Genomic DNA, 14,125 nt, shown 5'->3' with positions numbered 1-14,125 from the left:
TAACTAATTTTTCTGAAATATAACCCAATTCTTTATACATAGTTTTTCAATTTTATGCACAAAAAAACCGACAAAGCCAAATGACTTTGTCGGTTTGAATCGTATCAGATATTATTTGCTGATGTTAGAAACAACGCCAGCGCCTACTGTACGTCCGCCTTCACGGATAGAGAATTTAGTACCGTCTTCGATAGCGATTGGTGCAATTAGTTCAACTGCAAGCTCAATGTTATCACCAGGCATTACCATTTCAGTACCTTCTGGAAGTGTAACAATACCAGTTACGTCAGTAGTACGGAAATAGAATTGTGGGCGGTAGTTGTTGAAGAATGGAGTGTGACGTCCACCTTCTTCTTTAGTTAAAACATAAGTTTCAGCTTTGAAGTTAGTGTGTGGAGTAATCGAACCTGGTTTAGCTAATACTTGACCACGTTGGATATCTTCACGAGCAACACCACGTAGAAGTGCGCCAATGTTGTCGCCAGCTTCAGCGTAGTCTAGTAATTTACGGAACATTTCTACTCCAGTTACTACTACTTTTTTGCTTTCTTCTTCAATACCGATAACTTCTACTTCGTCACCAACTTTAACTTGTCCACGTTCAACACGTCCAGTTGCAACTGTTCCACGACCAGTGATTGAGAATACATCCTCAACTGGCATCATGAATGGTTTGTCAGTATCACGTTCTGGAGTTGGAATGTAAGAATCTACAGCTTCCATTAACTCGTCAATTTTAGCTTCCCAGTCAGCTTCACCTTGAAGTGCTTTAAGAGCTGAACCTTTGATTACAGGAATGTCATCGCCAGGGAATTCATATTCAGTTAATAGATCACGAATTTCCATTTCAACTAATTCTAGTAATTCTTCATCGTCAACCATGTCACATTTGTTCATGAATACAACGATGTATGGAACACCAACTTGACGTGAAAGTAAGATATGTTCACGAGTTTGTGGCATTGGGCCATCAGCAGCAGATACTACTAAGATAGCTCCGTCCATTTGTGCAGCACCAGTGATCATGTTTTTAACGTAATCGGCATGTCCTGGGCAGTCAACGTGTGCATAGTGACGGTTGTCAGTTTGGTACTCAACGTGAGCAGTAGAGATTGTGATACCACGTTCTCTTTCTTCTGGAGCACCATCAATTTGATCATAAGCTTGTGCATCAGCAAAGCCTTTTTTAGCAAGTACAGTTGTAATTGCAGCTGTTAAAGTAGTTTTACCATGGTCAACGTGTCCAATAGTACCAATGTTAACATGGGGTTTAGAGCGGTCAAATTTTTCTTTTGCCATTTTAAAATATCCTCCTCGATAATTCAATAATTATTTTTTACTTAGCTTAAATTTAAACTAAGTAATACTTCTAACTAAAGTTATACTTGATGTTGCGAAAAAAATCAATTAATCTTCTTTGTTGTTTCCACCATTAGCTTTAATGATTTCTTCAGCAATAGATTTAGGAACTTCTTCATAGTGGTCAAATTGCATAGTGTATACACCACGACCTTGCGTACCTGAACGAAGGTGAGTTGCATAACCAAACATGTTTGCAAGTGGTACAAATGCGCGAACAACTTGAGCGTTACCGCGAGCTTCCATACCATCTACACGACCACGACGGGAAGTAATGTTACCCATGATATCACCAAGGTATTCTTCTGGGATAACAACCTCTACAGCCATCATAGGCTCAAGGATTACAGGATCACATTTCTTAGCAGCATTACGTAATGCCATTGAAGCAGCCACTTTGAAGGCCATTTCATTGGAATCGACGTCATGGTAAGATCCGTCGTAAAGTTTTGCTTTGATGTCAATCAGTGGGTAGCCTGCAAGTACACCATTATCTAGTGCGCCTTCAAGACCTGCTTGTACAGCTGGGATGTATTCACGTGGAACAACCCCACCAACGATTGCATTTTCAAATTCAAATCCTTTACCTTCTTCGTTTGGTCCGAATTCAATCCAAACGTGACCATATTGTCCACGTCCACCGGATTGACGTACGAATTTACCTTCAACTTGAGCAGATTTACGGAATGTTTCACGATAAGAAACTTGTGGATCACCAACGTTAGCTTCAACGCGGAATTCACGTTTCATACGGTCAACAAGGATGTCAAGGTGAAGTTCACCCATACCGGAGATAAGAGTTTGGCCAGTTTCTTGGTCAGTTTCAGCACGGAAAGTTGGATCTTCTTCCGCTAGTTTCGCAAGAGCTTGCCCCATTTTATCTTGGTCAGCTTTCGATTTAGGTTCGATAGCGACTTGGATAACTGGTTCTGGGAATTCCATGGATTCTAAGATAATTTGTTCTTTTTCATCACATAAAGTGTCCCCAGTAGTTGTATCTTTAAGTCCTACGGCAGCAGCGATGTCACCAGCGTATACGATCGAAATCTCTTCACGGTGATTAGCGTGCATTTGAAGGATACGTCCAACACGTTCACGTTTACCTTTAGTCGAGTTTTGTACATATGAACCGGAATTCAAAGTACCAGAATAAACACGGAAGAAAGTTAAGCGTCCAACATAAGGGTCAGTCATAACTTTGAATGCTAGGGAAGAGAATGGTTCTGAATCATCAGCGTGACGAGCAGCTTCTTCTCCATCAGGCAATACGCCGTTAATAGCTGGAACATCTGTTGGTGCTGGAAGGTAATCAAGTACTGCATCTAACATTGGTTGAACACCTTTGTTTTTGAATGCTGTACCACAAACTACAGGATAGAACTCAACGTTAAGTGTTCCTTTACGGATACCAGCTTTAAGTTCTTCTTTTGTAATTTCTTCGCCTTCTAGGTATTTCATCATTAGCTCTTCGTCAAGTTCAGCAACTGCTTCCACTAATTTACCGCGGTATTCGTCTGCTAAGTCTTTCAGATCAGCTGGAATTTCTTTAATATGAGGGTCATTTCCTAAATCATCTTCGTAATACAACGCGTTCATTTCGATTAAGTCAATGATACCTTCAAATGTATCTTCGGCCCCGATTGGGAGTTGGATTGGGTGCGCGTTGGCAGCCAAACGTTCATGCAAAGTACCTACAGAATATAGGAAGTCTGCGCCGATTTTGTCCATTTTGTTGACGAATACTACACGAGGAACCCCGTAAGTAGTAGCTTGACGCCAAACTGTTTCTGTTTGTGGTTCTACACCAGATTGTGCATCTAGAACCGCAACAGCACCATCAAGTACACGAAGCGAACGTTCAACTTCAACTGTGAAGTCTACGTGTCCTGGTGTATCGATAATATTTACTCGGTAGCCTTTCCATTGAGCTGTTGTCGCAGCAGAAGTGATAGTAATACCACGTTCTTGCTCTTGCTCCATCCAGTCCATTTGAGAAGCACCTTCATGGGTTTCACCAATTTTGTGAATACGCCCTGTATAGAAAAGGATACGTTCAGTAGTGGTAGTTTTACCCGCATCAATGTGGGCCATGATACCAATATTACGAGTCTTTTCTAAGGAGAACTCTCTAGCCATGTTGTATTTCTCCTTCCATAAAACAATTTTTCAGGCAATACGCCTGGAATTTGTTAGTGATTTTTTTACCAACGATAGTGAGCGAACGCTCTGTTAGCATCAGCCATTTTGTGTGTATCTTCGCGTTTCTTAACAGAAGCACCAGTATTATTGGCAGCATCCATGATTTCGCGAGCAACACGTACTTCCATTGTTTTCTCTCCACGAAGGCGAGCATAATTTACTAACCAACGAAGACCAAGAGTAGAACGACGGTCAGCACGTACTTCGATAGGTACTTGATAGTTAGCACCACCTACACGGCGAGCTTTAACTTCAAGAAGAGGCATAATGTTCTTCATAGCTTGTTCAAATACTTCCATCGGATCTTTACCAGTTTCTTGTGCAATGATATCGAATGCGGAATATAGGATAGCTTGAGACTTTCCACGTTTTCCGTCAACCATCATTTTATTAATTAAACGAGTTACTAGTTTCGAATTATAAATCGGATCTGGTAACACGTCACGTTTAGCAACAGGACCTTTACGAGGCATCGGATATCCTCCTTTCATATTTTATAAGTATTATTTTTTAGGTTTTTTCGTACCGTATTTAGAACGGCTTTGTCCTCTATTTTCAACACCAGCTGTATCAAGCGCTCCACGAACGATATGATAACGTACCCCTGGTAAATCTTTTACACGTCCACCACGAATAAGAACAACACTATGTTCTTGTAAGTTGTGACCAATACCAGGAATGTAAGCTGTTACTTCAATACCATTACTCAAACGTACACGGGCATATTTACGAAGCGCCGAGTTAGGTTTTTTAGGAGTCATGGTACCAACACGAGTACATACGCCACGTTTTTGCGGAGAGTTAACGTCTGTTAGTTCTCTTTTAAAACTGTTTAGGCCCTTGTTCAAAGCAGGTGATGTAGATTTTTTAATTTTAGATTGACGAGGTTTGCGTACTAATTGGTTAATTGTAGGCATGGGATAAATTCCTCCTTCCTTATTTAGTAGTTCCACACATCCAGGTGGTTCATTTTTTCGGTAAAATAAAATGGCTGTAAGTTCGACCTACAACGCTGTTTTATTTTCAGACCTCTGTTTATAGTAGAGGCACCTTGAATATAGTAACACCTTGAGGTTTAGATGTCAAGGTGTTACTTGAAATTTAGTTAATTAGCTTAGTCCATTCAAACGTTGATATAAATCTTTCGCGTAGCTGTCGGTCATGCCGCAAATGAAGTCTGTTACGAGAAGTAATCGCAGGTAAAGTTTCATTGTTTCGCTTTCGCCTTCTGCGTTTTTGCGGTAGCAGCCTAGGTAGTTGTCGGAAATCAAGGTTAGTAGGCGTTTATCTTTGGCTGTTTGGCGTTCTGGGGTTTCGCTATCGTAGTAAATGACAGCTGGGATGAACGTTTCAAGGAGTTTGGAGATGATTTCGTTGCCGGCGATTTCCGATTCGACGATACCTTTATCTTGGTAAATATACGTGAATGATAGGCTTTGTAAAATTTGTACGAGTTGTTCGGCGCTTGAAGCATCAATGAGCGAATCGTTGAATGTGCCTGCCATGATTGCGTCGTAGTTTTCGTAAAACACTTCGAGTGAGCGATTGATTAATTGGCCGCGGACGTTCGATGCTAGCCATTGTTGTACGATGAAACTTTCTTCTTGTCCTTCGTAGCGCTCGCTTTTTTTCTTGAGTTCGTTGTAGCACGCGGCAGTTACTTTATTATGCTCTTCTACTTCTTCAAAACCTTTTAAGATTTGCGTGATGTTGACGATGCCTTTTTTCACGCCGTCTTCTAGGTCGGCATTTAGGTACGCGATGTCGTCTGCTACTTCAAGTAAGTAGGTTAGCGGATGACGGTTATCAAGCGCTTCTGTTGCTGTTGTTATTTCATTAAAAAGTGATTCATCCGCGTAAAAATAGCCTAGTTTTTTGCTTTTGATTTGTTTTTTATTTACTTTTAAGGAAGAAACTGGGTATTTGATGACCGCGTTTAAAGTGGCAAATGTTAGGTTTAAGCCGTATTGGTCGAAAAGATAATGCAGTTTGGAAACTACGCGGAGCACTTGCGCATTACCTTCAAAGTAGTAAAAGTCTTCTTTCATTTGCGGTGTTAAGATTTCTGCTAGGCTTTTATTTTTGTAAGTGATGGTTGCTAAATTGTCGCGGAACCACTCACGGATACTTTCTTCGCCAAAATGACCGAACGGCGGATTCCCCATATCGTGTAAAAGTCCTGCACAAGCAAGGATTTCCGGGATTTTGTCCGCATGATCTTTTGTAAAATCTTGGTCTAATTTTTCTTCTTGAATCGTGTGTGTAACCATGTTTCCCATTGATTTTGCGATCGTACTTACTTCCATTGAATGGGTTAGTCGTGTACGAACAAAATCGCTTTTTTCTAGTGGGAATACTTGGGTTTTATCTTGTAAACGGCGAAATGATGCGCTCATGACGATACGTTGAAAGTCATTTTCAAAAGCGCTACGTACATCGGTGTTTTTCGAGCGAGTGACACCGGATTCGCGGCGGCGTTTGTCATTTAATAGTTTATCCCATTTCATTTAAATCTCATCCTTTCATAGGTTGCTTAGTTTTTCCATTTCGGCTTTAGAGAGCCTATGTACGGTCCATTCTGACATTTTTTCTGCGCCAATTTTTTCGTAAAAATCCATGCCTGATTTGTTTTCATTTAGGCACCACCACTCAAATCTACCGCAATCACGTGCTAGGGCAATTTTGGATAAATAGCTGAAAAATTGTGTCCCAAAGCCTTTTCCGCGCATTTCTGGAATGATGTAAAGGTCTTCTAAGTATAAGCCTTTTTTGCCAAGTAATGTGGAAAAATTATGGAAAAAGAGTGCGAAACCAACTGGCTCACCTTGGTATTCAGCGATAATTACTTCGGCTGACTTTTCTTGAAAAAGGGCTTTGTGTAGGCCGGATTCGGTTGCTACTACATCTTTTTCAATGCCTTCATGAATTGCAAGTTCGGTAATAAAACGAAGAATTAACTTCGTGTCCTGTTCTGTCCCGTTTCGAAATGCTAGTTGTGTCATATATCTCTTCCTTTTCGTTGTCGTATTTATTTAAGTATAAGCTAGTGCGGGGGATGTATCAATTAAAAAATAACTTCTATATAATAGAAAAAAACTAGACGCTTTTTAGGCAACCTAGTTTTTTCATGTTTTATTTTTTCAAGCCTTGAACGCATACTACTTTATCGTCTGCTCCAAAAAAGTATGAACCTGCTACAAGAACGTCTACGCCGGCTCGTTTACATTTTTCTGCGGTTTCGGCATTTACGCCACCGTCTACTTCGATCACATAGCTGCCGTTATTTTCTCGGCGCCAATTATCCAGATAGCGCATGTTTTCAATCGTTGAATCAATGAATGATTGTCCGCCAAATCCAGGATTTACTGTCATTTGTAAAACTAAATCTACGTCGCCCAAAATAGCATCCAGCACGCTCGCCGGAGTTCCCGGATTAAGCACGACTCCAGCTTTACATCCCGCTGCTTTAATTTGTTGAATGACGCGGTGGATGTGCGGTGCGGCTTCGATATGCACGGAAATAATGTGCGCCCCAGCTGCTGCAAATTTTTCAATGTAGTCTTCTGGGTTTGAGAGCATTAAGTGGACATCAAGTGGAATAGTCGCCGTTTTGCCAATTTGTTCGACCATATCAATTCCAAACGTCAGGTTCGGCACAAAATGTCCATCCATGACATCGATATGAAGGTAGTCAGCTCCGGCCTGTTCTGCTTCTTTAATGGAGTTTGCCATGTTCATATAATCAGCTGCAAGTAAAGATGGCGCTACGAATGTCATACACGCACACCGGCTTTCGCAATCACAGCTTCGACACGATCCGCCACATTTTCTGGTGTAAATCCATAAGCGTTAAACAAATCTTTCGCAGGGGCAGATGCGCCGAAGTGATCGATTCCTAACATATCGCCTTCTGACCCAATAAATTCTTTCCAACCGAATGTTGCTCCAGCTTCAATCGCAAATCTCGCTGTGACTTCTTTTGGTAAAATGCTTTCTTTATAAGCATCGGTTGTTTTTTTAAAGCGTTCCCAGCTGGATAAACTAACAACGGAAACGTCGATATCTTTTTTCGCAAGTTCGGCTTTCGCTTCAATTGCAAGGGACACTTCGGATCCTGTTGCGATAATGATAGCGTCTGGTTTGGAACTATTTGCTGGTGCTACGATATAAGCACCTTTATCTACACCTGCATCTACTTCTTCTTGTGCATTTTCAAGTACTGGTAAGTCTTGGCGTGATAGTACAAGAGCGATTGGGCCATGCGTGTTGGTTGCAGCAATTTCCCAAGCAGCGCGAGTTTCTTTGGCATCGGCTGGGCGGATAACTGTTAGGCCTGGCATGGCACGGAGCGAGGCTAGTTGTTCGATTGGTTCATGTGTCGGGCCGTCTTCACCTACAGCGATACTGTCATGCGTGAATACATACGTTACTGGGAGTTGCATTAAAGCAGCCATCCGCATTGCTGGACGCACATAGTCTGAGAAGACGAAGAAAGTGGAGCCAAATACTCGTAAACCGCTATGAAGCGCCATTCCGTTTAACATTGCTCCCATCGCAAATTCGCGCACACCGAACCAGATATTTTTACCAGCTGGGTCTTGAATGCTGTATGCTGGGCTCGCATCAATAAATGTTTTGTTCGAACAACCTAAGTCAGCAGATCCCCCGAAAAGTTCCGGTAATTCGGCTGCAATTGCGTTAATCATTTTTCCAGAAGCAGAGCGTGTTGCAACATTTGTGCCTGCTTCAAAAGTTGGCAAATTGGCGTTCCAATCAGCTGCTACTTCTCCCGCTAACACGCGGTCTAATTGACTTGCAAGTTCTGGGAATTCTTTTTTGTAATTAGCGAGCATTGTGTTCCAAGCGCCTTCTAGTTTTTCTCCGCGTGCTTTGTAATTTCTTAAATAATCACGAACTTCAGCTGGTACTGTGAAAGGTTCTTCTGCCCATTCATAATGTTCTTTCGCACCATTTGCTTCTTTTTCACCGAGCGGAGCACCGTGACTTGCAGAGCTTCCTGCTTTTGTTGGCGCGCCGTAACCGATGACTGTTTTCACTTCGATTAGCGTTGGTTTTGATGTTTCTAATTTTGCTTGAACAATTTTTTCTTGAATTGCCGCTAAATTATTGCCATCTTCTACGCGTAAAACTTGCCAGCCGTATGCACGGAAACGATCTGCTGCATTTTCACTGAACGTTGCACTTAAATCGCCATCTAAACAAATATCATTGGAATCGTACAATACGATTAATTTTCCAAGTCCTAAATGCCCTGCAAGTGAGGCTGTTTCTGATGCCACACCTTCCATCAAGTCCCCGTCACCACAAATCGCATACGTATAATGGTCGACAATTGGATAATTTGGTTGGTTATACTCAGCCGCTAAATGAGATTCTGCCAGCGCCATACCAGCGGCCATACCAATCCCTTGTCCAAGTGGGCCACTCGTTGCATCAACTCCCGCAGTCCATCCAAATTCAGGGTGTCCTGGTGTCAAACTATCTAATTGACGGAACTGTTTCAAGTCCTCCATTTTCACATCATAACCAAATAAATGAAGCATACTATAAAGTAGTGCGGACCCGTGTCCTGCTGATAAAACAAAGCGATCGCGGTTAAACCATTCTGGGTTGGCTGGGTTAAATACTAAATGTTTCGCAAATAGCATATACGCCATTGGAGCTGCTCCCATCGGCATTCCTGGGTGTCCCGAGTTTGCTTTCTCAATCATATCAATGGATAACGAACGAATCGTGTCCACGGCTTGTCTATCTAATGTTTTTTTCAAAACTGTCATCTCCCTTAAATTGTTTGTGCTTTATTACACATGTTTTTCTACGTCTGACCAAATGTGCACTAGTCTTTCTGCATAACTCGTTTTATCTCGATCATGAAATAACGCGGATGTGCCTAGTACATAAATATCTGGTAGACAATCTCGCATCAAGCCTACTGTTTCTTTATTAATATTGCCGTCTACTTCGATAAGTGGTGCATGCAATTTTCCTTCTAGTTTTGCTTTTAAATCATGCAGTTTTGGTAATACATCTGTTTGGAATTTTTGCCCTGCAAAACCTGGATTTACCGTCATCATTAACACCATTTCGACCTCATCTAAATACGGATAAATGGCTTCAATAGGGGTTTCCGGATTTATCGCGATCGATGGTTTAATATTGTAAGAACGGATTTTCTGGATTACTTCTGACACATCTTCTGCTACTTCCACATGAAACGAGATATATTCAGGTTTCGCAGTGGCGTACATGTCAATATATTTAAGTGGGGTAATCGTAGCCAAATGTATGTCTAAGGGGATTTCTGTGTTATTTCGTACTATTTCCAAATATTCTGGACCTAGTGCTAGATTATTCACATATATACCATCCATCACATCGCAGTGTAGTAGTTCCACACCAGCAGATTCGAGGCGCCGGAGCTCTTCACCTAAATGTAGTTGGTCTGCACACATAATTGAAGCGGCTATTTTCCTCATTTTCATCCTCACTTTCTTTCAAGTTCAGTAATTTTATCCAAGCGACGTTTATGACGATCTCCTGCAAAAGACGCCTCAAGCCAAGTATCAACAAGTAAAAGTGCTAATCCTTCGCCGATAACACGTTCGCCTAGGCAGAGAACATTGCTATTATTATGTTCACGAGTGGCACGCGCTGAAAAAGTATCCGAAACAACCGCAGCACGAATTCCATCAACTTTATTCGCAGCAATACTCATACCAATTCCAGTTCCACAGCACAAAATCCCAAGATCAGCTTGTCCGCTTACTACTTGATTCGCGACCTCTTCCGCATAAGACGGAAAATCGACACTTTCGTCTGTATATGTTCCAATATCAACAACTTCAATATCTTTTTCACGTAAATGTTTCACAATGGCATCTTTTAGTCTACGTCCGCCGTGGTCGCAACCAATTGTTAATTTCATTTAATTTCACCTTCATTAATAGATTTTTTTCTTTTAACGTCTTATAATGAAATGGAACCGAGAACATACGCGAATATGTTCTCGGCTCATTTCTAAGGATGACTACTGTAAAACATCTGAGCCCGAGAAGCTTTGGATTCGTTTGCACGGTTATCCTTTTTTTGATGTTTTTTCATACAGCCCATCCTCCATTATTAAGATTTCACTAATACTTTAATTTCATTTCCTGCCATAACTGCCTCGAAAGCCTCGCGCCAGTCATCCAAACCGTATACTTTAGTAATCATTTTATCCGTATTGATTTTGCCATTAGCAAGTAAGTCGAGCGCTAAAATCCATGAAGATGGTTTTTGAGAACGGCTACCGATATAAGCAATTTCACGTTGGATAATGGATTCTTCGTCAATCGCATTTTTCTTTTCTGCAAAAAGTCCTACTTGAATAAAATCGCCTTTTTTCTTCGTTAGAGGTAATCCTTGGTTCACTGCGGGTACTGCGCCGGAACAATCAAATACGCGTTCCGCTCCGTAACCATCTGTCATGCCGAGCACAACTTCAGCCAAGTCTTCTTTTAAAGTATCGACAATCCGGTCCATTCCAAGTTCTTTTGCTAGACGTAAGCGGTCGCTATCTTTGGTAATTCCTGCCATAATCACCGTTGCCCCTTGCGCTTTCACAACTTGAGCTAGTAACAAACCAATTGGACCTGGTCCGAAAACAAGTACTGTGTCATCTGGACGAATCGTTGTTTTTTCAAGCGCTGAATGCACACAACATGCAAGCGGTTCTGTTAGTGCTGCCGCTTCAAGTGAAATCCGTTCATCAAGCACATGGCAACTTTCCTCGCGAGATAAAACAAATTCTGCAAAACTACCATTTGCTTGCGTACCAATGCCGCGACGATTGCTACATAAATTGTAATCACGTTCCTTACAATAAATACATTCTCCACAAGTTTCAAAAGTCGTTTCACTTGTGACACGGTCTCCCACTTTGATACTCGTTACATCTGGCCCAACTTCTACAACAACACCAGAAAATTCATGTCCCAGTGTAACGGGAGTTGTTGGATTTTTGTATTCACCTTTAAACGTATGGATGTCTGATCCGCAAATACCAGTAAAAGCTACTTTGATTTTTACTTTGTCGCCATAGACTTGTGGTTCTTCTACATCTCTTAGCTCCATTTGATCATATCCGGGGTTTGTTTTTACTACTGCTTTCAAATTAATCGTCACCTTTCTGCGGCAATATCATCACTTTGTTATAATCATGCTCTCTGGAAAGAATCATATCAAAAGCTTCTTTCGTTTCCTCTAGCTTATAACGATGCGAAATTAGTGGTTTCAGCTTAATTCGACCTTGTTTTACGAATTCAATCGACGTACGCCACTCCTCACCTGGAAATGGTGCTGAGTAAGAATTCCAAAAACCTTTAAGCGTAAGTTCACGTCTAAAAATATTTTCAAAAGCTTCTTCGTGTAAAAGTACATCTGCGTAGGCGATTCCTAAGTAACCAACTTTACCTTTTTTCTTCGTTACAAGAAGGCATTGTTCTTGCGTTATTTTTGAACCAGCACACTCGAGCGCGATATCAGCTCCAAGACCATTTGTATAAGCAAAAACGCGTTCTTTTAAGTCTTCATTTTTAGGATTAATGGTATATTTACAACCAAATTCCCGCGCATCTGCTAACTTTTTATCACTGATGTCGACGGCGATAATATCTTTCACGCCTGCAAGAAGTAAGCATTGTACAACCAAGATTCCGATGGTTCCAATCCCGAAGACAATGACCGTATCGCCAAGTCTCGGCTGAATACCAAGTACCCCGTGCATTGATACAGCAAGTGGTTCAATCATTGCGCCTTCTTCAAAATCAAGGTCACCGATAGAAATGACATTGTCTGCTTTCATTACGACATTTTCAGCAAATCCGCCGTGGAAATGTGATCCCACCATCCGGTAGTTGTCGCATAGTGCGAAGTCTCCTGCTTTACAATAATTACATTCCATACAAGGCTCAAGCGGAATCCCTGCAACACGGTCACCGATAGCTACATTTGTTACTTCGCTACCAATTTCTGTAACTACACCTGCGAATTCATGTCCCATTACAGCAGGCAGTGGGTATTTCCAGCGAGTCTGCATTTTATGAATATCCGATCCACAGATGCCGACTGCTTTTACTTCAACACGAACTTGATCTTTCCCACAAGTCGCTTCATCAATTTGTTCTGCTTTTATTACATTATTCTCGTATAACACAGCTGCTCTCATGTTACTATCACCTCTTCTATATCATTAAGACAAAACTTAGAAAATAGCTGCCCAAGCTTGAGAGAATTTAAGAATAGCCCAGTTAAAGAAGTTACCACCCATATCAAGTGTACTAACTTGTGTTGCTCCTTTAGGGAATTCGTAAACACCTTTCATCATTTCTGTATGAACAAGACCGAAGTCAGTTGCCATAAGAAGCGCTAGTGCAATAACTACAGTTCCAGCTAAAACAGAGTGAAGAATGTTACCTTTACGAGATGCTACTACGAATGATACGTAGAATGGAATAGTTGCCAAGTCACCAAAAGGAAGTACTTTGTTACCAGGAATGATAACAGCTAAGAAAAGAGTGATTGGAACAAGGATTAAACCAGTAGAAATATTCGCTGGGTGACCGATTGAAAGTGCTGCATCAAGCCCGATATAAAGTTCGCGGCCTTTGAAACGAGATTTCATGAAATCACGAGCGGATTCTGAAATTGGAATTAAACCTTCCATTAAAATTTTAACCATACGAGGCATTAAGAACATTACCGCACCCATGGACATACCAAGTTGTGCAACTGCCCCAACGTCATAGCCTGCAAGAATACCGATTGCAATACCTAGAATAAGACCCATCATCATTGGTTCCCCGAAAATACCGAAACGTTTTTGAATAGTTTCTGGGTCAACGTGGATGTTTTTAATACCAGGAATTTTAGCGATTAGCCAACCAACTGGAATACCGATGAAACCGAATGCTGCTGTGGAACCTGTTGGTAAGGAAATCCCTTTTAAGCCGTAAAATTCTTCTACCATAGGTTGTGTTCTGTCTGCCATCCAAAGAACAGCAACTTCATAGATGATCGCACAAAGAATCGCGAACCACCAGTTACCACCAGTTACGATATAACCAGTCGCACCTGCTGCGATAAAGTGCCAGTAGTTCCAAATATCAATATCGAGTGTTTTCGTAACTTTGAAGAAAATAAGTGCTAAGTTGACTACCAAACAGATTGGAATTAAAATCGCTGCAACTGGAGAAGCCCATGAAGCCGCGGCTGCTGCTGGCCAACCTGCGTCAATAATTGTTAAATTCAGTCCAAAACGCTCAACCATTTGTTGCGCTGCCGGACCTAAGTTATTAGATAGTAAACTAATAACAAGGTTAATACCTACAAACCCGATACCAATCGTAATCGCTGAACGAAGCGCTTTCTTTGCTGGTACTCGGAAAATTAATGCAATAAAGAAAATCATAATAGGCAAAATAACTGTAGGCCCCAAGTTTAAAACATACTGTACTCCTGACAGAAGTGTATCCATTTAATATTTCCTCCTTTTTTCTCTGTTTAATGA

13 protein-coding genes are annotated in these 14,125 nt (G+C 41.3%); all 13 read right to left on the bottom strand.

Annotated features, from left to right (window positions below; all coding sequences use genetic code 11):
- Positions 1-111: 111 nt before the first annotated feature.
- Positions 112-1,299, bottom strand: a complete 1,188-nt coding sequence (gene tuf / locus AC4PG0_RS12200; RefSeq protein WP_003739865.1) for an elongation factor Tu — start codon at positions 1,297-1,299, stop codon at positions 112-114.
- A gap of 108 nt (positions 1,300-1,407) precedes the next feature.
- Entirely contained in the window at positions 1,408-3,495 is a 2,088-nt protein-coding gene (gene fusA / locus AC4PG0_RS12195; protein ID WP_003772905.1) for an elongation factor G, read from the bottom strand.
- A 65-nt stretch (positions 3,496-3,560) separates the two neighbouring features.
- Positions 3,561-4,031 carry a 30S ribosomal protein S7 gene (rpsG, locus tag AC4PG0_RS12190; protein ID WP_003722012.1) on the bottom strand — a complete coding sequence of 157 codons (471 nt, stop codon included), beginning with the start codon at positions 4,029-4,031 and terminating at the stop codon, positions 3,561-3,563.
- Between the two features lie 30 nt (positions 4,032-4,061).
- Positions 4,062-4,475, bottom strand: a complete 414-nt coding sequence (gene rpsL / locus AC4PG0_RS12185) for a 30S ribosomal protein S12 (RefSeq protein WP_003720973.1) — start codon at positions 4,473-4,475, stop codon at positions 4,062-4,064.
- Positions 4,476-4,667: 192 nt separating this feature from the next.
- Positions 4,668-6,065 (bottom strand): deoxyguanosinetriphosphate triphosphohydrolase, encoded by a 1,398-nt coding sequence (locus AC4PG0_RS12180; protein WP_003772902.1) that lies wholly within the window; start codon positions 6,063-6,065, stop codon positions 4,668-4,670.
- Positions 6,066-6,080: 15 nt separating this feature from the next.
- The gene (locus tag AC4PG0_RS12175; RefSeq protein ID WP_033533576.1) at positions 6,081-6,560 is read right to left on the bottom strand and encodes a GNAT family N-acetyltransferase; all 480 of its coding nucleotides are present in this window, start codon (positions 6,558-6,560) and stop codon (positions 6,081-6,083) included.
- 130 nt (positions 6,561-6,690) lie between these two features.
- Positions 6,691-7,335: a ribulose-phosphate 3-epimerase gene (gene rpe / locus AC4PG0_RS12170; protein ID WP_492167586.1), complete on the bottom strand. Its 645-nt coding sequence runs from the start codon at positions 7,333-7,335 to the stop codon at positions 6,691-6,693.
- A complete protein-coding gene (gene tkt / locus AC4PG0_RS12165; RefSeq protein WP_492167585.1) occupies positions 7,332-9,347 on the bottom strand; it encodes a transketolase in 2,016 nt (671 codons plus the stop codon). The genes rpe and tkt overlap by 4 nt, the downstream gene beginning before the upstream one ends.
- Positions 9,348-9,380: 33 nt before the next feature.
- Entirely contained in the window at positions 9,381-10,055 is a 675-nt protein-coding gene (locus tag AC4PG0_RS12160; protein WP_492167584.1) for a ribulose-phosphate 3-epimerase, read from the bottom strand.
- 8 nt (positions 10,056-10,063) lie between these two features.
- On the bottom strand, positions 10,064-10,504 hold the full coding sequence (gene rpiB / locus AC4PG0_RS12155) for a ribose 5-phosphate isomerase B (RefSeq protein ID WP_003764201.1): 441 nt from the start codon (positions 10,502-10,504) through the stop codon (positions 10,064-10,066).
- A gap of 194 nt (positions 10,505-10,698) precedes the next feature.
- Positions 10,699-11,730, bottom strand: coding sequence for a zinc-binding dehydrogenase (locus AC4PG0_RS12150; RefSeq protein ID WP_045553821.1), 1,032 nt, complete (start codon positions 11,728-11,730; stop codon positions 10,699-10,701).
- A 1-nt stretch (position 11,731) separates the two neighbouring features.
- On the bottom strand, positions 11,732-12,784 hold the full coding sequence (locus AC4PG0_RS12145; RefSeq protein WP_003772891.1) for a galactitol-1-phosphate 5-dehydrogenase: 1,053 nt from the start codon (positions 12,782-12,784) through the stop codon (positions 11,732-11,734).
- A gap of 36 nt (positions 12,785-12,820) precedes the next feature.
- Positions 12,821-14,092 carry a PTS galactitol transporter subunit IIC gene (locus AC4PG0_RS12140; RefSeq protein WP_003739874.1) on the bottom strand — a complete coding sequence of 424 codons (1,272 nt, stop codon included), beginning with the start codon at positions 14,090-14,092 and terminating at the stop codon, positions 12,821-12,823.
- Positions 14,093-14,125 lie beyond the last annotated feature (33 nt).

This window comes from Listeria sp. MAN/IMW/UF464 (assembly GCF_058683955.1).
This window is presented reverse-complemented; position numbering and strand designations above follow the sequence as displayed.